At 69.0% G+C, this 22639-nt stretch carries 21 protein-coding genes; 13 read left to right on the top strand and 8 right to left on the bottom strand.

All coding sequences use genetic code 11. From position 1 onward, the window contains the following. Window positions 1–45 precede the first annotated feature (45 nt). Window positions 46–1959 (top strand): calcium-binding protein, encoded by a 1914-nt coding sequence (locus GEMRO_RS0110165; RefSeq protein ID WP_027133894.1) that lies wholly within the window; start codon window positions 46–48, stop codon window positions 1957–1959. 74 nt (window positions 1960–2033) lie between these two features. Here GEMRO_RS0110165 and GEMRO_RS0110160 read toward each other — a convergent pair whose 3' ends face one another. After that, on the bottom strand, window positions 2034–2213 hold the full coding sequence (locus tag GEMRO_RS0110160; RefSeq protein WP_027133893.1) for a CsbD family protein: 180 nt from the start codon (window positions 2211–2213) through the stop codon (window positions 2034–2036). Between the two features lie 263 nt (window positions 2214–2476). Between GEMRO_RS0110160 and GEMRO_RS0110155 the strand changes: the two genes are divergently transcribed. Next, window positions 2477–2725, top strand: coding sequence for a PepSY domain-containing protein (locus GEMRO_RS0110155; RefSeq protein ID WP_027133892.1), 249 nt, complete (start codon window positions 2477–2479; stop codon window positions 2723–2725). A 210-nt stretch (window positions 2726–2935) separates the two neighbouring features. Here GEMRO_RS0110155 and GEMRO_RS0110150 read toward each other — a convergent pair whose 3' ends face one another. Next, a complete protein-coding gene (locus tag GEMRO_RS0110150; protein WP_027133891.1) occupies window positions 2936–3439 on the bottom strand; it encodes a SixA phosphatase family protein in 504 nt (167 codons plus the stop codon). Window positions 3440–3564: 125 nt separating this feature from the next. Here GEMRO_RS0110150 and GEMRO_RS28890 point away from each other — a divergent pair, with 125 nt between their 5' ends. Together GEMRO_RS28890 and GEMRO_RS28885 are read left to right on the top strand one after the other, a co-directional pair. Beyond that, a complete protein-coding gene (locus GEMRO_RS28890; RefSeq protein ID WP_035485093.1) occupies window positions 3565–5742 on the top strand; it encodes an RNA degradosome polyphosphate kinase in 2178 nt (725 codons plus the stop codon). After that, window positions 5739–7289 carry a Ppx/GppA family phosphatase gene (locus tag GEMRO_RS28885; protein WP_035485090.1) on the top strand — a complete coding sequence of 517 codons (1551 nt, stop codon included), beginning with the start codon at window positions 5739–5741 and terminating at the stop codon, window positions 7287–7289. Before GEMRO_RS28890 ends, GEMRO_RS28885 begins: the two co-directional genes overlap by 4 nt. A gap of 42 nt (window positions 7290–7331) precedes the next feature. On the opposite strand, the gene GEMRO_RS34190 is transcribed toward GEMRO_RS28885, so the two are convergent. The 3 genes from GEMRO_RS34190 to GEMRO_RS28880 all read right to left on the bottom strand — a co-directional run bounded on the left by GEMRO_RS34190 (window position 7332) and on the right by GEMRO_RS28880 (window position 10122). After that, the gene (locus GEMRO_RS34190; RefSeq protein ID WP_157505534.1) at window positions 7332–8378 is read right to left on the bottom strand and encodes a hypothetical protein; all 1047 of its coding nucleotides are present in this window, start codon (window positions 8376–8378) and stop codon (window positions 7332–7334) included. Window positions 8379–8785: 407 nt separating this feature from the next. Then, window positions 8786–9586 carry a class I SAM-dependent methyltransferase gene (locus GEMRO_RS0110135; RefSeq protein WP_027133890.1) on the bottom strand — a complete coding sequence of 267 codons (801 nt, stop codon included), beginning with the start codon at window positions 9584–9586 and terminating at the stop codon, window positions 8786–8788. 170 nt (window positions 9587–9756) lie between these two features. Next, window positions 9757–10122 (bottom strand): phosphomannose isomerase type II C-terminal cupin domain, encoded by a 366-nt coding sequence (locus GEMRO_RS28880; protein ID WP_051328916.1) that lies wholly within the window; start codon window positions 10120–10122, stop codon window positions 9757–9759. A 224-nt stretch (window positions 10123–10346) separates the two neighbouring features. Between GEMRO_RS28880 and GEMRO_RS0110120 the strand changes: the two genes are divergently transcribed. The 9 genes from GEMRO_RS0110120 (at window position 10347) to GEMRO_RS0110080 (ending at window position 17770) form a co-directional block, all read left to right on the top strand. Continuing rightward, the gene (locus GEMRO_RS0110120; RefSeq protein ID WP_051328915.1) at window positions 10347–10889 is read left to right on the top strand and encodes a flavin reductase family protein; all 543 of its coding nucleotides are present in this window, start codon (window positions 10347–10349) and stop codon (window positions 10887–10889) included. Between the two features lie 28 nt (window positions 10890–10917). Continuing rightward, on the top strand, window positions 10918–12042 hold the full coding sequence (locus GEMRO_RS28875; RefSeq protein ID WP_051328914.1) for a DmpA family aminopeptidase: 1125 nt from the start codon (window positions 10918–10920) through the stop codon (window positions 12040–12042). Window positions 12043–12148: 106 nt separating this feature from the next. After that, window positions 12149–13060 (top strand): DMT family transporter, encoded by a 912-nt coding sequence (locus tag GEMRO_RS28870; RefSeq protein ID WP_051328913.1) that lies wholly within the window; start codon window positions 12149–12151, stop codon window positions 13058–13060. 11 nt (window positions 13061–13071) lie between these two features. Next, on the top strand, window positions 13072–13575 hold the full coding sequence (locus GEMRO_RS0110105; protein WP_027133887.1) for a GNAT family N-acetyltransferase: 504 nt from the start codon (window positions 13072–13074) through the stop codon (window positions 13573–13575). Window positions 13576–13686: 111 nt separating this feature from the next. Next, on the top strand, window positions 13687–14466 hold the full coding sequence (locus GEMRO_RS0110100; RefSeq protein ID WP_027133886.1) for an HpcH/HpaI aldolase family protein: 780 nt from the start codon (window positions 13687–13689) through the stop codon (window positions 14464–14466). A 15-nt stretch (window positions 14467–14481) separates the two neighbouring features. Continuing rightward, window positions 14482–15270 (top strand): SDR family oxidoreductase, encoded by a 789-nt coding sequence (locus tag GEMRO_RS0110095; RefSeq protein ID WP_027133885.1) that lies wholly within the window; start codon window positions 14482–14484, stop codon window positions 15268–15270. A 7-nt stretch (window positions 15271–15277) separates the two neighbouring features. Further along, window positions 15278–16231 carry a 3-hydroxyacyl-CoA dehydrogenase gene (locus tag GEMRO_RS0110090; protein WP_027133884.1) on the top strand — a complete coding sequence of 318 codons (954 nt, stop codon included), beginning with the start codon at window positions 15278–15280 and terminating at the stop codon, window positions 16229–16231. Between the two features lie 5 nt (window positions 16232–16236). Then, window positions 16237–17172 carry a BKACE family enzyme gene (locus GEMRO_RS0110085; RefSeq protein WP_027133883.1) on the top strand — a complete coding sequence of 312 codons (936 nt, stop codon included), beginning with the start codon at window positions 16237–16239 and terminating at the stop codon, window positions 17170–17172. 16 nt (window positions 17173–17188) lie between these two features. Next, window positions 17189–17770 carry a tyrosine phosphatase family protein gene (locus GEMRO_RS0110080; RefSeq protein ID WP_027133882.1) on the top strand — a complete coding sequence of 194 codons (582 nt, stop codon included), beginning with the start codon at window positions 17189–17191 and terminating at the stop codon, window positions 17768–17770. A gap of 6 nt (window positions 17771–17776) precedes the next feature. On the opposite strand, the gene GEMRO_RS0110075 is transcribed toward GEMRO_RS0110080, so the two are convergent. Genes GEMRO_RS0110075 through GEMRO_RS28860 form a run of 3 tightly spaced genes read right to left on the bottom strand, consistent with a single transcriptional unit; the run spans window position 17777 to window position 22578 of the window. Next, window positions 17777–18238, bottom strand: coding sequence for a GFA family protein (locus GEMRO_RS0110075; RefSeq protein ID WP_035485086.1), 462 nt, complete (start codon window positions 18236–18238; stop codon window positions 17777–17779). 39 nt (window positions 18239–18277) lie between these two features. Continuing rightward, window positions 18278–21439, bottom strand: coding sequence for an efflux RND transporter permease subunit (locus GEMRO_RS28865; RefSeq protein WP_035485083.1), 3162 nt, complete (start codon window positions 21437–21439; stop codon window positions 18278–18280). Further along, window positions 21436–22578 carry an efflux RND transporter periplasmic adaptor subunit gene (locus GEMRO_RS28860; protein WP_035485081.1) on the bottom strand — a complete coding sequence of 381 codons (1143 nt, stop codon included), beginning with the start codon at window positions 22576–22578 and terminating at the stop codon, window positions 21436–21438. Before GEMRO_RS28860 ends, GEMRO_RS28865 begins: the two co-directional genes overlap by 4 nt. Window positions 22579–22639: the final 61 nt, after the last annotated feature.

Raw genomic sequence — 22639 nt, 5'->3', positions numbered from 1 at the left:
CTAGATTCAACTAACAAAAATATTGGAAATCGCTGGGAGATAGCCATGCGGATCACAGGAACCACCGGCCGGGACACTCTGCGCGGCACCGCCGACGATGACGAGCTGATCGGCGAATCCGGCAGCGACTTCATGCTCGGCGGCGCCGGCAACGACACCTATTTCTTCAGCCTGCTGGATGGCCGCGACACCATCCAGGACAGCCAGGGCAGCGACACCCTCCGGTTCGACGCCACCGTCGACAAGGACACGGTGCATTTCATCCGCGGCGCCGCCTTCCCCAACGACCTGGCGATCTCCTACGGGCAGAGCCAGGACTTCATCCAGATCATCGGCTTCTACCGCGACCCGGCCTTCCAGATCGAGAAGGTGGTGTTCGCCGACGGCAGCAGCGTCGACCTCACCCAGGCGCTGACGTTCACCGGCGGCGACGCCAACGACCAGCTGCTGGGCACCGACCAGTTCGACGACCGGATCAACGGAAGGCGCGGCACCGACGTCCTTAACGCCGGGGCGGGCAACGACGTCTATCTGTTCAAGCAGACCGACGGCAACGACACGATCAGCGACCCGTCCGGCAACGACCGGATCCAGTTCGACCAGTCGGTCGGCATCGACACCGTCCGGTTCGAGCGGCGCTCCGCCACGGCCGACGACCTGGTGATCCATTACGGCACGGTCGGCGACCGCATCACCGTCCGCGACCATTTCGTCAACCTGGGCGTGCGGGTCGAGCGGATCGAGTTCGCCGACGGCCAGTCGATCGACCTGACCGCACCGCTCCTGTTCGCCGGCACCGACGAGCGCGACAGCCTGTTCGGCAGCGATTTCGACGACGTCCTGAACGGCGGCGGCGGCAACGACCTGCTGCAGGGCCTGAACGGCAACGACGTCTATGTGTTCGACGGCAAGTTCGGCGACGACACGGTGCAGGACCTGGCCGGCACCGACGCCCTGCGCTTTTCCGGCCTGCGCTTCGGCGAGCTCGCCTTCGCGATCGCCGACCGGGACGCCAACGACCTGGTGATCACCGCCCCGGACGGCTCCACCGTCCTGCTCGACCAGCAGCTCTTTCCCGCCGACCAGAAGATCGAGCGGCTGGAGTTCGGCAATGGCGGCCTCGCGGTCTGGAACGAGGCGCAGGGCGCGTTCATCCGCCAGCCCGGTCCCGACGAGACCGGGACGGCCGGCGCCGACGTGGTCGCCCGCACCGACCAGAACGACTTCTTTTCCGCGCTCGGCGGCAACGACATCGTGTTCGGCCGGGACGGCGACGACGAGCTGGAAGGCGGCGCCGGCGACGACCTGCTGGTCGGCGGGGCCGGCAACGACTTCCTGTCCGGCGGCCCTGGCGGCGACAGGCTGGATGGCGGCGACGGCATCGACGCGGCCGCCGGCGGCGACGGCGACGACATCGTCCGCGGCGGCAACGGCGACGACCGGCTGGAAGGCGGGGGCGGCATCGACATCGTGTTCGGCGGGGCCGGGAACGACACGATCCTGGGCGGCGCCGGCGACGACCGCCAGCTGGTCGGCGGCATCGGCGACGACCTGATCGAGGGCCAGGCCGGCAACGACCTGATCGATGGCGGCTCCGGCGCCGACGTGCTGAACGGCGGGGTGGGCGACGACGTGCTGGTGGGCGGGACTGGCGACGATTCCCTGCGCGGCCTTGCCGGCGACGACATCCTGACCGGCGGCTTCGGCGCCGACCTCCTGGATGGCGGCGACGGGCTCGACCGCTTCCTGGGCGGCCGGGGCGACGACCGGATCCTGGGCGGGGCCGGCGACGACACCGCCGTCTATAACGGCCCGGCTAGCCGCTACGAGTGGAAGGAGATCCGCTTCGACACTTGGCAGGTCACCGACAAGCTCGCCACCGGCGGGCTTGGCACCGACACGCTGACCGACGTCGAGTTCCTGGAATTCGCCAGCGGCACGGTCCGGATCACCTTCTAGCCTGAACGGCTACTCGACGGTGCAGGGAAGCACTGGGGCGGCCGACATTGCGGCCACCCCATGATGCCTGCGGGTTAGTCCTTCTTCAGGCTGTCGGCCGCGCCCTTCGCACCCTGCTTGACGTCGTGAGCGGCATTCTTCGCTTCGCCTTTGGCCTTTTCGGTCTTGCCTTCGGCTTCCATGCGATCGTTGCCGGTCACCTTGCCCGCGGCTTCCTTTGCCCCGCCCTTCACCTTGTCGGCCTCGCCAGCCATGACGCTGCTCCTTGGGATCTTGGTTACCGAAGGTATAATGACCGAATGCCCACAGGTTCCCTTCCGGCCCCGAAACAGGCCGTCCGGGGAAAGTGTGGGGCAGCAGAGACGCGTTCGCCGACTGCCACCAGGATATCATGACAGGTAGAATGTCCGGACGGGAGTAACGCGTCCTGTACGGTCCCGCGCTCCGGCGTTCCTCGCTGGCGGAAATACCGACGACGAGACGGATTAACCCGGCAGGAGACCATCAGGAGGCAAGAATGCGCATGTTCTTGATAACCGTGGCAGTTGTGGGCCTCACGGCTCCGGCTCTTGCCGTCGATCCTCCCCCGCAGGGCTCGAAGGCACTCTCAGAGCTCCTGCCCAGCGTGGAGAACCGCGACGACTTTGCCTTCATCGAAGAGATCGAGTTCGAGGACGGTGCTTATGAAATTGAATACAACACTAAAGATGGAAATGAAAACAAGGTAAAGATCGATTCCGTGAGCGGTGAAGTCACCGATGACTGATTGGTCGTGCAGGTCCACTGGCGCTGTTTCTTCAAGAAGTGGCAGTGCCAACGGAGCTCTGCCGGCAGCCAAAGCCGACTTGCAGTGCATCGTCGAGCCGATCCGATGAACCCTTGCTGTTAACCCCGGCGTTGCCCGCCGGATCACGGAGTGCTCCGGACTGAGACCGTAACCGGCAGAAAGCCGCTTCCAGGACAGATGAGGCCGGCTCTACTCCAGCTCGCGCGGCAAGGCGAAGGCGGCCAGCCGCCCCTCGCCCGGCCGGACCTCGGCGAAGCTCGGCGCGTCGAACTCGATCGCGGCCAGGGCACCGGTCGGGAACTTCTCGTCCAGCCGGGGATCGGCGCCCTTGCCGGCCAGCTGCAGCGCCAGCTCATGGAAGCCCGGATTGTGCCCGACCAGCATGAGCCGCCCGCCCTCCGGCTGCGCCTGGATCAGCGCCAGCAGGACAGAGGGCCGCGCCTCGTAGATCTCCTTGCGCAGTTCCACCGGCGGGTCGATCCCGGCCGCGGCCAGGAACAGCCGGGCGGTCGCCACCGTGCGGGCCGCGGTGGAGCACAGCACCCGGTCCGGCAGCCAGCCATTCATGGCGGCCCAATGGCCGACCCGCGGCGCCGCCCGCTCGCCCCTGGGCGCCAAGCCGCGCTCGTGGTCGGGCAGATTCCCCTCGTCCCACCGGGATTTCGCGTGCCTTAGTAGCAGTATCGTCACCATTGGCGATCAAGACCCATCCTTGCCGAGCCGAACGGCCGCGTGTAGGCCGACTTGCGTGGAAGCGAGGCTCGGCGGGAACAACCATGGTTAGCCACGGGTAGAGCCCGTTGTCCGGAGATGTCGGTATGGACGAGAATGTAGCGGCGGTCACCAGCGAGATCCCGCCTTTGGCCACCGACGAGAACGCCAGTCCTTTCCGGGTCGGTCCCCAGGATCTGTTCAACCGGGAACTGTCGTGGCTGGCGTTCAACGAGCGCGTCCTGGCCGAGGCCCTGAACCCGGACCACCCGCTCCTGGAACGGCTGCGCTTCCTTTCGATTTCCGCGTCCAACCTCGACGAGTTCTACATGGTGCGCGTCGCCGGCCTGAAGGGGCTGGTGGCGGCGGGCGTGCGCTCGCCGGCCGACGACGGCAGCACGCCTGAGGAGCAGCTGGAGGCGATCCACGCCCGCGTCTCCGACCTGATGGTCGACCAGCAGCGCGCCTGGAGCGAGCTGGTCAAGAAGCTGCGCGACGTCCAGGTCACCGTGTGCGACGTCGACGAGCTGAACGAGGCCGACCTCGCCTGGTTCGCCGAGCGGCTGTTCCCCGAACTGTCCAGCGTGCTCACCCCGATCGCCATCGACCCGGCGCATCCCTTCCCGTTCGTGCCCAATCTGGGCCTGGGCATCGTCCTGCAGCTCTCGCGGCGGCGCGGCGAGAACCTGATCAGCCTGCTGGTCCTGCCCAACCACCTGGACCGGTTCGTGCGCCTGCCCGGCGGCGGCCAGCGCTTCGTCCGGCTGGAACAGCTGGTGGTCCGCTATTTCGACAAGCTGTTCCCAGGCTTCGAGGTCCAGGCGTTCGGCCATTTCCGGGTGATCCGCGACAGCGACATCGAGCTGGAGGAGGAAGCGGAGGACCTGGTCCGCCAGTGGGAGACTGCGCTCAAGCGCCGGCGGCGCGGCTCGGTGATCCGGCTGACCATGGACACCTCCATGCCGGACGAGCTCAAGCGCTTCCTGCTGGACCACCTGCACGTCTCCTCCTCGGAACTCCTGGAGCTGGACGGGCTTTTGGGCCTGGACGCCGCCAAGCAGATCGTGAGCTGCGGCCGCAACGACCTCCTGTTCCCGCCCTACACCCCGCGCTTTCCCGAGCGGATCCGCGACTTCGGCGGCGACTGCTTTGCCGCGATCCGCGCCAAGGACCTGATCGTCCACCACCCCTACGAGAGCTTCGAGGTCGTCCTGCAGTTCCTGGCCCAGGCGGCCCTCGACCCGAACGTGATCGCGATCAAGCAGACCCTGTACCGCACCAGCGAGGACAGCCCGATCGTCAAGGCGCTGATCGAGGCGGCCGAGAGCGGCAAGTCGGTGACGGCGCTGGTGGAGCTGAAGGCCCGGTTCGACGAGGACCGCAACATCCGCCTGGCCCGCACCCTGGAGCGCGCCGGCGTCCAGGTGGTGTTCGGCTTCATCAACCTGAAGGTCCACGCCAAGGTCTCGATGGTGGTCCGCCGGGAAGGCGGTGCCTTCAGCACCTATGTCCATTTCGGCACCGGCAACTATCACCCGGTCACCGCCAAGATCTACACCGACTTCTCCTTCTTCACCTGCGACCCGGCGCTGGGCCGCGACGCCGCCCGCGCCTTCCATTTCATGACCGGCTATGTCGAGCCCACCGGGCTGGAGAAGATCGGCGTGGCGCCGCACTCGCTGCGCACCAAGCTGATGGAGAACATCGAGGCCGAGATCGGCCATGCCAAGGCCGGCCGCAAGGCCGCGATCTGGGCGAAGATGAACTCGGTGGTCGACAAGGGCATCATCGCCGGCCTGTACCGCGCGTCGAAGGCCGGGGTGCAGATCGACCTGGTGGTGCGCGGCATCTGCTGCCTGCGACCAGGGGTGCCGGGCCTGTCCGAGAACATCCGGGTCAAGAGCCTGGTCGGCCGCTTTTTGGAGCATGCCCGGGTGGTCTGCTTCGGCAACGGCCACGGCCTGCCGTCCAAGCAGGCCAAGGTGTTCATCAGCTCGGCCGACTGGATGGGCCGCAACCTCGACCGCCGGGTCGAGACCCTGGTGCCGATCGAGAACGAGACCGTGCACCAGCAGATCATGTCCCAGGTGATGGTCGCCAACCTGAAGGACACCGCCGGCAGCTGGCTGTTGGAGCCGGACGGCACCTACACGCGGATCCAGGCCGAGGGCGAGCCGTTCTCCGCCCACCAGTACTTCATGACCAACCCCAGCCTGTCCGGCCGGGGCAGCGCCATGCGCAAGAAGGGCACCACCCGAGTGTCGATCGCCCGCACCGAACTATGAACGCCTTCGCTCCCCTGCTGCACGCGGCGCCGGACGTCGATCCGGCGCCGCGCTCACCTGCAGCCCAGCCGGTCGCCGTGGTCGATGTCGGCTCCAACTCGGTCCGCCTGGTGGTCTACGACCGGGTGTCCCGCTCGCCGCTGGTGCGCTTCAACGAGAAGGTGATGTGCGCGCTCGGCAAGGGCATCGAGCGCACCGGCCGGCTGAACGAGATCGGCGTCGAGAGCGCCATCCGCACGCTCGCCCGCTTCGCCCAGCTGGCCCGGGCAATGAACGTCAGCACCCTGGATGTCTGCGCCACCGAGGCGTCGCGCTCGGCCTCCAACGGTGCGGAGTTCATCCAGCGGGCCGAGGCGGTGGTCGGCGTGCCGATCACCATCCTCTCCGGCGAGGAGGAAGCCCGCTACACGGCCCTGGGCGTGCGCGCCGGCTTCCACCGCCCGCACGGCCTGGTCGGCGATCTCGGCGGCGGCAGCCTGGAGTTCGCCAGGCTCGATCAGGGCCGGCCGGGCGCCAGCATCAGCCTGCCGCTCGGCACGCTGCGCCTGGGCGACCGCTTCGGCGGCGATGTCGGCGCTGCTCGCCGCCATGTCGACAACACCCTGCACGGCATCGCCGCCTTCCTGGAGGAGACCGCCGGCCAGGACCTGTTCATCGTGGGCGGCGGCTGGCGGGCGATCGCCCGGGTGCGGCTGGCCATGCTGAACGCGCCGCTGCGGGTCCTGCACGGCTTCGCGATGCCGCGCGCCGAGGCCCTGGCGTTCGCCAAGCAGCTCGGCCGCTACGACCAGGCCGCCCTGGCCGAGCTGCCGGGGGTGCCCAGGCGGCGCACCGACACCTTCGCCTCGGCCCTGGTCCTGTTCGACCGGGTGGTGCGCGCCGCCAGGCCCAGGCGGGTGGTGTTCTCCGCGTTCGGCGTCCGCGAGGGCCGCCTGATCCGCCACCTGCCCGAGCGGGAGATCGACCGGGACCCGCTGCTGGTCGAGGCCGAGGAGATCGGCCGCACCTGGAACCGCGACCCGGAGATGGGCCAGGCGCTGATCCGCTGGACCGACCGGCTGTTCCAGCACGAGGACCCGGCCGAGCGCCGGCTGCGCCATGCCGCCTGCCACCTGGCCGACATCGCCTGGCGCGACCACCCCGACGCCCGGCCGCGCATGATCCTCCTGGAGCTCAGCCAGATGCCGCTGCTGGCGCTGGACCATGCCGAGCGCGCCCGATTGGCCTTCACCCTGTTCACCCGCTACGACGGCACCGCCGAGGACCCGGAGCTCACCCCGCTCCTGACCCTGCTCGGCACCCGCGAGCGCGCCTGGGCCGAGCGGCTGGGCCGCGCCCTCACGCTCGGCTTCCGCCTTTCCGGCGCCGTCGCCGCGATCCTCAACCGCGCCTATGTCGCCCAGGACCGCGGCCGCCTGGTCCTGGGCCTGCCCGAGGACGGCTCCATGCCGTTCGGCGACGTGGTCGACCAGCGCCTCAAGGCCCTGGCCCGCGCCATGGGCGTGGCCAAGACCCGGGTCGTGCAGGACGGCTGGCCGGGCAATTAGACCCACTCTAGAACGAGCCTCCCCCCTTAACGGGCAAGCATCTCACACCAACGTTCTACAGACAATATCAGCAGCGGCGGATAAATCATTCACAATTTGAGATCCTGGGACACGAACTGCTTTCACTCCGATTTCCTGAAGGCGACTGCTAATTGTTTGATCCTTGGCTTGAGCTTTCCGAGTCCGATGATATTTCGTCGAGTCGCAAAACACTGCGACCCGCTGGTCGAGAAAATACAAATCGGCGTCTGTGATTATCCCAGGAGCGTACCGAAACTCGACATCACGCCAAAGATGATACATGGAGGGATATAACGAGCCATTATCACAAATAATCATCTGTAACATTGGAACAAAATTTCGACGAATTAGCTCTTGAAAAAGAAACAACTCGATTGGGGATTCTGCGCCCCATATCCGCCTAGATTTCACTTGGTTGAAAGGCCTGAATAACAACTTCGTCCGATGTCGCTGGTATTTTTCGTCGCATCGAGTATTTTCAAAATTCATTGGTATCGATAAAACATCTTCCGGTGAATATTCCGTCGCGAGCAAATACTGCTCAACCACTAGTCCGAGTTCATCAACAAATCCGGACATGAATTCAGTGCTTATTATTCGCAGGGGTCCATACATTCTCCAGTCACCGGAGAACGGATCATAGCTCCCATAGCAAGGTTCAGTCTCACGACGTATTTTGTCGACGTCTACACGAGCCACCCACTCAATATCTGTTGTTGAAACCGCACCCCCCTTTGATGCCGGTATCAGCGAAAGCGCGTATGGGATGCCATGAGGAACGCCACTTTGGTCAATGAAGGCAGCTAAATTCATTACGACAGAAACAAGCTGAAACTGCGTGCCCCGCCTACGAAAAAGCTCGATTTCACCCTGCGATGGCTTGTCGAACAATAGGCCTTTCGCCGCCTCGACCATCTCACCCGTAACCGGTTGAATGCCACCTAACGATCCGAGACTGGTCCGAACAAGCTCAGGCAACGCGTCCATTCCTACGCTAATTGGCATCGGGGGCAGGCGTCTGTATTCCGGGATCGCCAACAAGCTGGGTGGTCTATCGCGGATCATCACCTCGATCTCCTGCCATTCCTAGGTCCTCCAATACATCGAAAATGCAACTTCATCGCTTTCCACAAAATGAACAGACTTATCCTCCCAAACAGCACGGATCTTCCAACTGCGCTCACATCTCTCTCACTGCCATTTGATATCATTATCTCTACATTTTTGGTTTTAATCGCAATAATGATAGATTACGTTGCTTATGTCAGGAGCACATAGCCGAACCGCAGGCAGACTGCTTAACCGGCAATCAGGGCTAGTCTGCCTTCTTCACAGGACATACCCGATCTCCTCCAAGTCGACTTCACCGGCGACTTGACTAGGCGAGTCACACATGCGTCGCCAAGCCACTATGATCGGCTGGCCCGCCTGAACCTCGTTTGCAGATTTCTCGCTCAATTGAGTTTGCTACCCCTCTACCGGACGCCGCGCACCGCCCAGGCGGTGGCGGCGAACGAGCGGGGGCCGTCCTCGCCGCCGGCGCGATAGGCAAGCTCGAGGTGCCGGGCGAGCCGGGCGCGCTGCTCCGCGGTGCGGCTGGCGACATAGGCGCCGACCGTGCCCTGGCCGGCCAGCCAGGGCTCGAAATAGTCGGCGAACGAGGCGAACTCGGTGCGGATGGTCAGGGAGACCTGCTCGACCTCGCGCAGCCCCGCCGCCCGCCAGGCCGCTGCCAGTTCGCCCGGGCCGGTCAGCGGATAGGAGCAGTGCCGGGCCCGGAACGCCTCCCCGTCGGGATCGACGATGGCGGCGGTGTCCATCAGGAGGCGCAGGAAGGTGAAGCCGCCGCGAAAGTCCCAGACCGCGGCCGCCACCGTGCCGCCCGGCCGGACGACCCGCGCCATCTCCCGCACCGCGAGCTCCGCCTTCGGCACGAAGTTGAGGACCAGCAGCGACAGGACCGCGTCGAACGAGCCGTCCGGATAAGTGAGCGCCGTCGCGTCGCCCTGCTCGAAGCGCAGCCTTGGATCCGCGCTGCGGGACCGGGCATGGGCGAGGTAGGCTTCGGAAAGGTCGACCCCGGTGACCATCGCCCCGGGCGCGGCTTCGGCCAGGGCAGAGGCCAGGCTGCCGGTGCCGCAACCAAGGTCGAGAACCCTGGCCGGTTCTCCGATCCGGGCGAACTTGATCAGGAGCGGGGCGAGCCGGCGGCTCCACCGGCCCATCTGCTGCTCGTAGGCAGCCGGATCGTTGGCGACATAGACGGGCTGCGTCATCCCCGGTGCCTCCGTCGGGAGGGCAGGCATCATGGCCCAGGACGCAGGCGATGGAAACAATCCCGTCCGTGCCGCGCGTTTCCCGCTGCGCGGGCGGCAGCCTGCGCCGGGGAACGACTGCATGAAAGCGAGCCGCCTGTCCCGGATGGGCCGGGAACAGGCGGGCCTGCTCAGGTCCGCCCGTACACGTCTTCCAGGCGCTCGATGTCGTTCTCGTCCAGGTTCTCGCCGATCTGGACCTCGATGATCACCAGGTCGACGTCGCCGACATTCTCCATCCGGTGCACGCAGCCCAGCGGCAGGTACACCGCCTGGCCGGCGATCAGCACAAGGCTGTCCTCGTCGCGGGTGACCCGGACCTTGCCCTGGCCGACCACCCAGTGCTCGGCGCGATGCTTGTGGCGCTGCAGGGACAATTTGGCGCCGGGCTTCACCGTGATGCGCTTGACCGCATGGGTCGAACCGGTGTCCAGGACCTCCCAGCGGCCCCAGGGACGCTCGTCGCTGTCGCCGCGCGCATATTGAACCACCGCCATCGCTTCCACCTCTTCCCCGTGTTCCTGCCGATCCGCCGGCACCGGCCTTGAAAGGCCCGAGGATGCACGTATCGTCAACGAATGGTCGAGTATCCTGACTGCGCCGCTTCGTCGCCGCCCTCTCCCGCGACCGCGAACGCGGCCGCCTTCCTGCCCATGTCCAGCCAGATCCGGTGCATTGCCTCCATGACCGAGACCGATCCGCCCGCTCCCGGGATCCCGCGATGAACCGCTACGGTGACGCCGAGAGCGACCTGCGCGACCAGTTCGAGACCGCCATGCGCCGGGTCGCCTCCAGCGTGTCGGTGGTGACCACCGACGGCGAGGCCGGCCGGTTCGGGGTGACGGTGGGCGCCATGACCATGGTCTCGGCCAGCCCGCCCATGCTGCTGGTCTGCGTGCGCCGCGACAGCCCGGCCGCCAGCGCCCTGCTGGCGAACGGCACGTTCGCGGTCAACGTGCTGGCGGCCGACCAGGTCGAGGTCGCCGCCACCTTCTCCGGCGAGCCGCTGCGCGGCAACCCCTACGAGTTCCGGGCCGGCCAGTGGCGCGAGGCGCCGCAGGCGGCCCCGGCCCTGGTCGGTGCGGCCGCCTGCTTCGCCTGCACCCTCCTGGAGGCGCACGAGGGCGGCACCCATTCGATCTTCATCGGCGCGGTGGCCGAGGCGGTGGCCGGCGAGGGCGAGCCGCTGCTCTACGGCAACCGCCTCTACGGCCGCCATGCCGTGCTGGAGCCCGGCTGGGTCCATCTGTGCGGCAATGCCTGATCAGGGACCCGACCGGAAAGGAACCAGCTTGAGCCCGACCCACCCCGAGGCGCCGGAAGCCCGACGCGCCCGCGCCCTGGGCCTGCCGCTCGCCGGCACGCCCGGGCCGCTCGGCCTGATCACCGACGTGCCGGGGGTGGCGGTGGGTCTCGCCACCCTGGTCGACCCGGAGCGGGGCGTGCGCACCGGGGTCACCGCGATCCTGCCGCGCCCGGCCGACCATCTGCTCACCCCCTGGTGGGCAGGCATCGCCACCCTGAACGGCAACGGCGAGATGACCGGCTCGCACTGGATCCAGGACGCCGGCTGGAGCCAGGGCCCGATCCTGCTCACCAACACCGGCTCGGTGGGCATCGCCCACCATGCTTTGGTCGGCTGGATGGCCGACCGCTTCGCCGACCAGGTCCAGGCCGAGCATTTCTGGCTGCTGCCGGTGGTGGCCGAGACCTATGACGGCGTTCTGAACGACATCATGGGCCGCCATGTCGGCGAGGCCGATGTCCGGGCCGCCCTGGACAACGCCGTCGCCGGCCCGTTTCCGCTGGGCTCGGTCGGCGGCGGCACCGGCATGATCGCCTACGAGATGAAGGGCGGCACCGGCTCGGCCTCGCGGGTCCTGGACATCGCCGGCGGCCCCTACATGCTGGGCGTGCTGGTCCAGGCCAACCATGGCCGGCTCGACCAGTTCCAGCTGGCCGGCGTCCCGGTCGGCCGCCTGCTGGGCGGGCCGCGCATCTGGCAGGCCGGTGAGCAGGACAGGGAACAGGGCTCGGTGATCGTGGTGATCGCCACCGACGCGCCGCTGCTGCCCCACCAGCTCCACCGGGTCGCCCGCCGGGCGGGCCTGGGCATCGGCCGGTCCGGGGCGTTCGGCGGCAACTCCTCGGGCGACATCTTCCTGGCTCTGTCCACCGCCAGCCCCACCCCGATGCCGCCGCCGCAGCCCTTGGCGGTCCAGTCGCTGCGCTGCCTGACCGACCCGCTGCTCGACCCGGTCTACCAGGCGGTGGTGGACGCCACCGAGGAGGCGGTGCTCGACGCCATGCTCCTGTCCGACCCGACCCCGACCTTCCGGCCGAAGGGCCGGGTCGTGCCGGCGCTGGACGGCCAGACCCTGCTGGACATCCTGCACAGGCACCGCGCCGGCTCGTGAGCCCGCCGCTGTCCGGCGGCCCCTTCTCGCGGAGAGGCGCGCTTGCTACGCCTCGAGGCCGGTCCCATGCCCGCCCCGGTGGGGCTGGGCGCAGCGATGAGGCAGGGTGGCGGCGATCCGTTCCTCGACGATCGGCCTGGTGCTGATGGCGGCAGCGGCGGTGGGCTTCGGCCTGAACCCGCTGTTCGCCCGCCTGGCCTATGCCGGCGGGATCGGCCCGGACGCAGCGGCGCTCTACCGCTTCGCCGGCCCGGCGATCGTCCTGCTGCCCTTCTGCCTGGCCGGCCGCCGCCATCCCCGCGCGGCCCTGACAGCCCTGGGCCTGGGCGCCCTGATGGGCCTGGGCGTCGCCGCCTATTTCCGCGCCCTGGCGGTGCTCCCGGTGGCGCTGCCGGCCCTGGTCTACTTCACCTACCCGGCCATGACGCTCCTGCTCGGCTGGGCGCTGTTCGGCGAGCGGATCCGGCTGCGCGCCGCTGCCGCCTGCGGCTGCGTGCTCCTGGCCTGCGCACTGATCCTCGCACCCGGCCGCCTTGCCCCTGGCCAGCTCGGCGCCCTCCTGCTCTGCCTGGCGGCACCCTTTGCCTATGCGCTGCTGCTGCACGGCCTGGTCCGCTGGCTGACACCGCTCACCGTGGGTGCGCGCGCCGGCCTGGCCGCCGCCGGCGCCGCGCTGGCGCTGGTGCCGGCGCTGCTGCTGGGCCAGGGCACGCCCGGCCTGGTGCCGGCAGCCGCGATCGGCTGGGTGGGGGTGGTCGGCCTGATGAGCCTGTGCTCGCTGCTGCCGCAGGTGATGACCACCCTGGCCGCCCCCATGCTCGGCGCCGGCGCCGCCTCCCTGGCCGGGACCATGGAGCTGGCGACCACGCTGCTGGTGGGCTGGCTGGCGTTGGCCGAGCCGGTGACCGCGCCGGCCGCCGCCGGGGTGGCCCTGGTGCTGCTCGCGCAATGGCTGGCCCATCCCCGCTCGGGCGAACGGCCGCCAGTGGCGGTTGCGCGGCGCCCTGCGCGGGACTAAGCAGCCGCCCCATGCAGATCCGCCCCGCCCGCCCCGACGATTCCGACGCCATCTGGGCGATCATCGGCCCGGTGATCCGCGCCGGCGAGACCTATGCGCTCGACCGCGACATGAGCCGCGAGGACGCCCTGGCCTACTGGCTGGGCCCCGACCGCGACAGCTTCGTCGCCGAGGCCGACGGCGTCATCCTGGGCACCTACTACCTGCGCGCCAACCAGCTGGGCGGCGGCCGCCATGTCTGCAATTGCGGCTACATGACCGCGCCGGAAGCGGCCGGAAAGGGCGTCGCGCGCCGGATGCACCAGCACTCGCTGGAGCACGCCCTGGCGAAGGGCTTTCGCGCCATGCAGTTCAACTTCGTGGTGAGCAGCAACGAGCGCGCCGTCCGGCTCTGGCAGTCGCTGGGGTTCGGGATCGTCGGCCGGCTGCCCAAGGCCTTCCTGCATCCCGCAGAAGGCTATGTCGACGCGCTGGTGATGTTCCGGACCCTGCGGGACGACCCGCCCCCGCCCTGAACCCTGCCGCACGAAACCGCACGATCCGGCAGCAACGGTTGTCCGCGCCCCTGGCTTGCGCGGGCGGTCGCGTCTAGGTTGCCGGCGCCGGGTAGAACGGGGAGAAGAAGCATGGATGCGGCAACCGCACTTCGGGCCAGGCTGAACGATGGCGGCCGGGCCTATGGCACGATGGCGTTCGAGTTCTTCACGCCGGGCCTGACCGCCCTGCTGCGCCAGGCGGGCTGCGAGTTCGTGCTGCTCGACACCGAGCATAGCGGCGTGGGCATCGAGACGATCAAGCAGCAGGTCGCCTTTGCGCGCGGCCTGGGCATCGCCGTCTGGGTGCGCCCGCCCGCCAAGACCTACGCCCATGTCGCGACCCTGCTCGACGCCGGCGCCGACGGGATCATGGTGCCGATGCTGGAGACGCCTGAGGAGGCGCGCGAGCTGGTGGAATGGGCGCGCTACCGCCCGGAGGGCAAGCGCGGCTGCGCGTTCGGCTTCGCCCAGGAGGGCTACCGCGCGGTGGGCGCCGTGGAGGCGCAGAAGGCCGCCAACGATCGGGTCGCCCTGATCGGCCTGATCGAGACGAAGAAGGGCCTGGAGAACGCCGAGGCGATCCTGGCCACGCCCGGCATGGACATCGGCTGGATGGGCCATTTCGACATGTCCGACGATTTCGGGATGCCCGGGCGGTTCGACGACCCGGTGATGATCCGGGCGTTCGAGGGCTTGGCGAACGCGGCGAAGAACACCGGCAAGACCGCCGCCTCCGCCGATGTCGACATGGCGTTCATGAAGGCGCAGGTCGAGCGCGGCTATCGCTGCCTGGGCTACGGGGTCGACGTCGCCGTGCTGCGCGCGGCGATGAGCCGGGGCATCGCCGACCTGAAGGCGCTGCACGGCTGAACTGGAGAGGATGGGGTGACGGTCGAGCCAACTCTGCGCCTGCCCGCCGGCTACCGGGTGCTGGTCACCGCCGGTGCGTCGGGGATCGGCCTGGCGATCACCCTGGCGCTGCTCAAGGCCGGCGCCCGGGTGCATGTCTGCGACGTCGACGAGGCGGCGCTTTCCGCCCTGGCCGACGAGCACCTCAACGCCTCGGTGAGCCTGTGCGACGTGGCGGTGGACGAGCAGGTCGAGCAGCTGTTCTTGGACGTGCAGGCGCAGCTGGGCGGCCTGGACGGGCTGGTCAACAATGCCGGGATCGCCGGTCCCACCGGCGCCATCGAGACCATCGAGCCCGCCGAGTGGCGGCGCTGCCTGGACGTCGACATCACCGCCATGTTCCTGGTCACCCGCAAGGCGGTGCCGCTGCTCAAGCGCAACTTGGACGGCTGCATCGTCAACATGAGCTCGGCCGCCGGCCGGTTCGGCTATGCCTACCGCACCCCCTACGCCGCGGCCAAATGGGGCGTGATCGGCTTCACCCAGTCGCTGGCCAAGGAGCTGGGCCCGGCGGGGATCCGGGTCAACGCGATCCTGCCGGGCATCGTCGAGGGCCCGCGCATGGAAGGGGTGATCCGCGCCCGCGCCGAGGAAACCGGCGTCTCCTTCACCGAGATGGAACGGCAATACCTGGAGCGCACCTCGCTGCGCCGGATGGTCAGCGGCGACGACGTCGCCGGGATGGTGCTGTTCCTTTGTTCATCCCTGGGCCGCAACGTTTCCGGGCAGTCGCTCGGCGTGTGCGCCAATGTCGAGAGCTTGTGAGGACGTGATGGGCGAGAAGGTAGCGATCGTCGGCTGCGGGCTGGTCGGTCGGGGTTGGGCGGTGGCGTTCGCCCGCGGCGGCTGGGACGTGGCGATGTGGGACCCGGTCGAGGGGGCGGCCGCCAAGAGCCTGGATCTCGCCCGCACCATCGCGGACGACCTGCACGCGGCCGGCCTGCTGCTGGGCCAGGACCCGGCCACCGTGCTGGCGCGGATCTCCACCACGGACGACCTGGCGGCCGCCCTGGACGGCGCTGCCTGGATGCAGGAAAGCGCGCCTGAGAAGCTGGACGTCAAGCGCCAGCTCTGGAAGGACCTCGACCGGCTGGCGGCCCCCTCCACCATCCTGGGCAGCTCCACCTCGGCCATGGTGCCGTCTTTGTTCACCGAGGGCCTGGCCGGCGGCGGCCGCTGCCTGGTCTCCCACCCGCTGAACCCGCCGCACCTGATCCCTTGCGTCGAGCTGGTCCCGGCCCCCTGGACCACGCCGGAGACCATGAAGCGCGCCGAACAGGTCATGAACGCGATCGGCCAGAAGCCGGTGGTGATGGGCCGCGAGATCGACGGCTTCGTGGTCAACCGCCTGCAGGGCGCGCTTATGGAGGAAGGCTTCCGCCTGGTCGCCGACGGCTTCGCCGGCCCGGAGGACGTGGACGCCGCGGTCAAGCACGGCCTGGCGCTGCGCTGGTCGTTCATGGGCCCGTTCGAGACCATCGACCTGAACGCGCCGGGCGGCATTGCCGACTACATCGCCCGCTTCCAGCACATGTACCGCGATATGCACGAGGCGCAAAAACGCCGGGTCGACTGGGAAGCGCCCGAGGTCCTGAAGAAAGTGCTGGACGACCGCCGCGCCCGCCTGCCGCTGGACAAGCTGGCCGAGCGCACCCGCTGGCGCGACCGGCGCCTGATGGCGCTGCTGCGCCAGAAGCAGAATTCCTCCAAAGAGATCGGAGACTGACGGCCATGGCCACCACCCGCAAGGTCATCATCTCCTGCGCGCTGACCGGCGCCATCCACACCCCGTCCATGTCGCCGCACCTGCCGGTGACGCCGGACGACATCGCCGACCAGGCGATCGCCGCGTCCAAGGCCGGTGCCGCCATCGTCCACCTGCACGCCCGCAACCCCGAGACCGGCCGGCCCGACCAGTCGGCCGAGGCGTTCGGCAAGTTCCTGCCCAAGGTCCATGCGGAAGCGGACGCCATCATCAACATCACCACCGGTGGTGCTCCGCACATGACCGTGCAGGAGCGGGTGGTGCCGGCGCGCACCTTCAAGCCGGAGCTCGCCAGCCTGAACATGGGCTCGATGAATTTCGGCCTGTTCCCGATGCTCAAGCGCTACCAGAAGTTCGCGCATGAATGGGAGCAGCAGCATCTGGAGAACAGCCGCAGCCTGATCTTCCGCAACACCTATGCCGACATCGCCTACATCCTGGAGGAACTGGGCGACGCCGGCACCCGGTTCGAGTTCGAGTGCTACGACACGGCGCATCTCTACAACCTGGCGCATTTCCGCGATTCCGGCCTGGTGAAGGGGCCTTTGTTCGTCCAGACCGTGTTCGGCATCCTGGGCGGGATCGGCACCCACCCGGACGACATCGCCCACATGAAGCGCACCGCCGACCGCCTGTTCGGCCAGGACTATGTCTGGTCGGTGCTGGGGGCCGGGCGCAACCAGATGAACATCGCGGCGACCTCGGCCGCCCAGGGCGGCCATGTCCGGGTGGGCCTGGAGGACAATCTCTGGGACGGCCCCGGCAAGCTGGCCGAGAGCAACGCGTCGCAGGTCACCCGGGCGCGGCAGATCATCGAGGGGCTGGGCCTGGAGGTTGCCACGCCGGACGAGGCGCGCCAGATCCTGGGTCTGAAGGGCAAGACGCAGACTGCGATCACCTGAGCAACGGACGACCCCGATGGAATCGATCTCGATCTCGATGCTCACGATCTGCGGCATTGAGGAGCTGCCGTCGCACGACAAGCGCATGGTCACCCATGTCCTCTCCATCCTCGACCCCGAGGCCCCGGAGATGGCGGCGTTCGACCGCTACGACGCGCACGAGCGGACCACGCTGCGCTTCCACGACATCATCGAGCCCCGGCCGAACCAGATCGCCCCGCAGCGCGAGCATGTGGAATCGATCCTGCGCTTCGGCGCGGAGATGTCCGAATCCCGGACCGGCCGCACCGAGGGCCATCTCCTGGTCCATTGCCACATGGGGGTGTCGCGCTCCTCGGCGGCGATGCTGACCCTGATGGCCCAGGTCCGCCCGGACGAGGACGAGGAGCATTTGTTCGCCCGCCTGCGTGAGATCCGCGCCCAGGCCTGGCCGAACTCGCGCATGGTCCAGTTCGCCGACGACCTGCTGGGCCGGCAGGGCCGCCTGGTCGGCGCCCTGCCCCGCCACTACGCCCACCAGCTCCGGGTGCAGCCGAGGTTCACCGAGTGGATGACCCAGCTCGGCCGCCAGCGCGAGCTGGAGATGGCGGCCGGCTGACCCCGTTCAGCCCAGCGCCGCCCGGCGGCGCTCCAGGCTCTCTTCTGGCCAGAGCGTCGTGATGTCCGGGTATTCGTCGAACACCGGGATCGGCCCGGACAGGTCGACCCAGGGCAGCTTGGAGCAGGTGAAGATATGGACGCCCGGCGGGAACGCCGCCGGGTCGTCCAGCGTCGAGGTCCGCACGAAGCGGATCGCAGGACGCCGCCCGTAATCGCTCCACAGCGCCGTCTGGCAGTGCGGGCAGCGATGGATGTCGTGCGGCCGCCCGCTGGTGGTCGGCACCGGGACCGGCACCGGCGCCTCGCCCAGCAGCGTGATCCGGTCGGTCTCGATCATCGCGTTCAGCACGAAGGCGCTGCCGGTGGAGCGCTGGCATTCCCGGCAATGGCAGCAGTTCACGAACATCGGCGGCGTTTCCAGCCGGTAGCGCACCGCCCGGCACACGCAGCCGCCTTCCCATGACATGGTCAATGCTCCCTCCCCGCAAAGCTTTCGGGCCGCCCGTCAGCCGCGGGCGGCCTCGGCCTGCCCGGCCTTGCTGTCACGATCGGCCCTGGAGCGCCATTCGGCCAGGTGCTGCATGGCGGCATAGAGGCCCGGCACGAAGAAGATGCCGATTGCGGTGGCCGCCAGCATCCCGCCGACCACCGTCACGCCCAGCGCCGCCCGCGCACCGGCGCCAGCACCCGAGGCCAGGGCCAGCGGGAGGGTGCCCAGGATGAAGGAGAGCGCCGTCATCAGCACCGCCCGGAAGCGCTGCCGGGCGCCGGTCAGCGCCGCCTCCTCGATCGACTTGCCCTCATTCTCGCGCTGCAGCTTGGCGAACTCGACGATCAGGATCGCGTTCTTGCTGGCGAGGCCGATCAGCAGGACGAAGCCCACCTGGGCGTAGATGCTGTTCTGCAGCCCGAACAGGAACAGGGCAGCACTGGCGCCCAGCGCCGCCACCGCCAGGGACAGGACGATCGCCAGCGGCAGCAGCCAGCTCTCGTACTGGCCGACGAGGAACAGAAAGGCGAACAGGAGCGCCAGGGCGAAGATGTAGGGGGTCTGCCCAGCACTCTGCTGCTGCTGATAGGCGATCCCCGACCACTCGTAGCCATAGCCTTCCGGCAGGCTCTCCACCGCGCCCTGCACCGCCTGGATCGCCGCCCCGGTGCTGGCCCCGCCGGCCGGCTGGACGTTGATCTCGGCGGTGGTGAACAGGTTGTAGCGCGTCAGCGCATAGGGGCCGAGCTCCCGCTCGACGCTGGCCAGGGCGCGCAGCGGCACCATCTGGCCGGCCTGGTTCTTCACGTGCAGCGCCAGCACGTCCTCGGGCAGCGCCCGGTCGCCGGCCTCGGCCTGGATCTGCACCTGGTAGACCTGGTCGTTCAGGTTGAAGTCGTTGACGTAGCGCGGCCCGAACTGCGAGCCGACCGCCCGGAAGATGCTGGCCACCGGCACGCCGAAGCTCTCGGCGCGGTCGCGGTCGATCTCCAGGCGGATCTGCGGCACCCCGGTGGAAAAGGTGGTGAAGGCGCGCCCCACCGCCTCGTCCTGGTTGAGCTGGCCGACGAACGAGCGGGCCACCTCGGCGAGTTCGCCGGGCGACTGGCCCTGCTGGGCCTGGAGCTGCAGCTGCAGCCCGCCCACCGAGCCGACGCCCGGGATCGCCGGCGGCGGCAGCACCTGGATCTGCGCGCCGGGGATCTGGGCGAACTGGCCGCTCAAGGACGGGATCAGGGCGCCAAGCTGCTGCGCCTCGTCCTCGCGCTCGCCCCAGGGCTTCAGGCTGGCGAGGCCAAAGCCCGCCTCCGGGCGCCGCCCGCCCTGCACCAGGCTGAACCCGGCCGCGGTGATCATCGCCTCCACCGCCGGCTCGTCCTCCAGCACCTGCTCGACCTGGAGCATCACCTCGCGGGTGCGCTGCACCGAGGCGCCGTCCGGCAGGGACACGTCCAGGAGCAGGGCCCCCTGGTCCTCGTCCGGCACCAGGGTCGAGGGCAGCTGCAGGAACACGAACGCGGCGAGGCCGCCGGCCAGGGCCACCGCCAGCACGCTGGTCCAGCGATGGCCGACCAGCCAGCCGACCGCCTGGCCATAGCGGTCGCGGGTCCAGTCCAGGCCGTGGGTGAACCGGCCGAGCAGCCGGCCGACCGGGCCGCGATGCTGGCCTGGCCGGCGCAGCAGCACCGCGGCCAAAGCCGGGCTCAGGGTCAGCGCCACCAGGGAGGAGATCACAAGCGCGGCGGAGATGGTGATGGCGAACTGGCTGTAGAGCCGGCCGTTCAGGCCCGGCAGGAAGGCGGTCGGGATGAACACCGCCAGGAGCACCAGCGTGGTCGCGATCACCGGGCCGGTCACCTGCGCCATCGCCCGGCGCGCTGCCTCGGCCGGCCGGACATCCTCCTCCTCCTCCAGGATCCGCGCGACGTTCTCCACCACCAGGATCGCGTCGTCGACCACCAGGCCGATCGCCAGCAGCACCGCCAGCAGCGTGATGATGTTGATGGTGAAGCCGAACGCCAGCAGCACCCCGAACGTGCCGACCAGCGAGACCGGCACCGCCAAAGCCGGGATCAGCGTCGCCCGCCAGTCCTGCAGGAACACATAGGTGACCGAGATCACGATCAGGAAGGTGAGCCCCAGCGTGATCACGATCTCCTCGATCGCGGCGCGCACGAAGCTGGTGGCGTCGTAGACCACCGAATAGGTCATGCCCTCGGGAAAGTCCCCTTCCAGCCGGTCCAGCTCGTCCAGCACGCTCTGGGCGGTGGCGAGCTGGTTGGCGCCGGGTGCTTGCTGGATCTGCAGGAGGGACGCCTCCTGGCCGCCCCAGTAGGCGGTGCTCTGGTAGTCCTGGGAGCCCAGCTCGACCCGGCCGAGGTCGCGCAGCCGCACCGTGGCCCCCTCGCCGCCGCTGCGCACGATGATGTCGCCGAACGCCTCCGGCTCCTGCAGCCGGCCGTCCGCGGTGAGCGTCAGCGTTTCCTGCTGGCCGTCCGGCGCCGGGCTGGCGCCGACCTGGCCGAGCGAGGCCTGGATGTTCTGCTGCTCGATCGCCTGCGCCACCTCGTCCGGGGTGATGCCCAGCGCGATCATCCGGCGGGTGTCGAGCCAGACCCGCATGGAATAGTCGGTGTTGCCGATGGCGTTGGCCTCGCCCACCCCGTCGACCCGCGAGAGCGCGTCGGCGACCTGGTTGGCGACATGGTTGCCGACCACGATCGGCGAGAGGCTCTCGTTCTCCGAGCGGAACGCCAGGGACAGCACGAAGTCCGGCGAGCTGGAGCGCACCGTCACCCCCTGCTCGGCCACCGCCGTCGGCAGCTGCGAGGTCGCCAACTGCACGCGGTTCTGGACGTTGACCTGGGCGATGTCCGGGTCGGTGCCCACCTCGAAGGTGACGGACAGGGAGTAGCTGCCGGAGTTGGAACTGTTCGACGACATGTAGATCATGTCCTCGACCCCGTTCACCGCCTCCTCGATCGGCGCCCCCACCGTGTCGGCGATCACCTGCGCGTCCGCGCCGGGATAGGTGGCCGACACGTTGACCGTGGGCGGCGACAGGTTCGGGTACTGCTCGATCGGCAGGAACAGCAGCGCGATGCCGCCGGCCAGGGCGATCACGATCGACAGGACGCCCGCCAGCCGCGGCCGGCGGATGAAGCGCTCGGAGATCATGGGCCGGCGCCCTCGCCCGCGGCCGGCTCCTCGCCCGGCCGGCTGGGCGTCACCCGCTGCCCGTCGGCCAGCTGCTGCACGCCCTGCACCACCACCGTGCTGCCGGGCTCCAGCCCCTGCTCGATCGCCAGGGCGTCGTCCATGGCCGGGCCCACCGCGACGTCCTGCCGCCGCACCGTGTCGTCGCCGTTCAGCACGAACACGTAGCGGCCCTGCCGGTCCTGGAGCACCGCCGTGGCCGGCACCACCGGCACGGCCGGCGGATCGGCCTCGCGGGCGACCAGGTCGACGAACTGCCCGGGCAGCAGGATCCCGTCGGGATTGGGGAACATCACCCGGACCGGCACCGTGCCGGTGTCCGGGTCGACCTCCGAGCCGATGAAGTCGACCTCGCCCGCCTCGCCATAGGTGCTGCCGTTCGGCAGCTCCAGCTCCAGCACCACCTCGTCCGGCACCCGGGTCTCCCCCTGGCGCAGCGAGACCAGCTCGCCCTCGGTGAGGGAGAACACCACCCGGATCGGGTCGATCTGGACGATCCGCGCCAAAGGCTGGCCCTGCGGGCCGACCACCGCCCCCTCCTGGAGCAGCGCCGGGCCGATCCGGCCGCCGATCGGCGCCACCACCGACACGTCGTCCAGGTCGATCTGCGCCGCCTGCAGCTCGGCCAGGGCGATGTTGAACTGGGCCTGCGCGTTGTTGCGGGTGGCGATGGCGGAATCGTAGGCGGCCTCGGAGACCACCTCGCGGTCGACCAGCTGCTCCTGGCGCTGCAGGGCCTGGCTGGCCTCGTTCAGCGCCGCCCGCTCGCCGGCGAGCCTGGCCTCGGCGGAGCGGACCGCCGCCTGGAAGCGCCGCGCATCCAGGGTGAACAGCAGGTCGCCCTCGCTGACCAGCGCCCCCTCCTCGAACTCCACCTCCTCGACGAAGCCCTGGACCCGCGCGCGCACGTCCACGCTGCGGATCGCCTCGACCCGGCCGATGAACCGCCGCTCGGAGGCAATCGGCCGCTCCTCGACGGTCTGGACCACCACGGCCGGCGGGGGCGGGGCGTCCTCCTCCTGGGCGTGCGCCGCAGGCGGGAGCAGGGCCAGGAGAACGAGGATCGGGGCGGCGCAGGGCCAAAGGCGATGGGCCGGCAAGGCTCGTCGTCTCCTACGGGGGGCGGGAACGCACGCACCCGCGGATGCGCGGCGGCCGGGG

Source organism: Geminicoccus roseus DSM 18922 (assembly GCF_000427665.1).
Lineage (GTDB): Bacteria > Pseudomonadota > Alphaproteobacteria > Geminicoccales > Geminicoccaceae > Geminicoccus > Geminicoccus roseus.
This window is presented reverse-complemented; position numbering and strand designations above follow the sequence as displayed.